Below are 547 nucleotides of genomic sequence, written 5' to 3'. Positions count from 1 at the left end.
GTCCTCACGCGCGCAGGCCTTCCCGAGCCAGCCGGTCCGCCTCGTGGTCCCCTTCGAGACGGGCGGGCCGACCGACGCGATCGCGCGCATCTTCGCCAACAGGATGAGCGCCACGCTCGGGCAGCAATTAGTCATCGAGAACCGCGGCGGCGCCAACAGCAGCATCGGCACAGCCTTCGTCCTGCGCTCGCCGGCGGATGGCCACACGCTGCTGATCGGCACGAACGGCACGTCGGGGAGCGCCGCGCTCAATCCGAACCTGCCCTACGACACGCTGCGCGACATCAGCCCCGTCGCCTCGCTCGCCATCACGCCCTATTTCCTGACGGCATCCTCAGCGGTGCCAGCCCAGGATTTTGCGGGCTTCCTGGCCTATTGCCGGGCCAATCCCGGCCGCGTGACCTACGCCTCCTCCGGCATCGGCAGCGGGCCGCACCTGGCGAGCGAGCTGCTGAAGATGCGCGCCGGCATCGTGATGGAGCACGTGCCCTATCGCGGCACCGCACCGGCCATCACGGACRTGGTGGCCGGGCGCGTGGGCGTCTAC

1 protein-coding gene is annotated in these 547 nt (G+C 70.0%); it reads left to right on the top strand.

What is annotated here, in order from left to right; translation table 11 throughout:
- A partial coding sequence (locus AC1DWF_RS37795) for a Bug family tripartite tricarboxylate transporter substrate binding protein (protein WP_476843536.1) occupies positions 1-547 on the top strand: 547 nt, incomplete at both ends.

The organism is Aminobacter sp. P4_D5 (assembly GCF_056401815.1).
The sequence above is the reverse complement of the archived record's forward strand: the minus strand, read 5'-3'. Positions and strand labels throughout refer to the sequence as shown.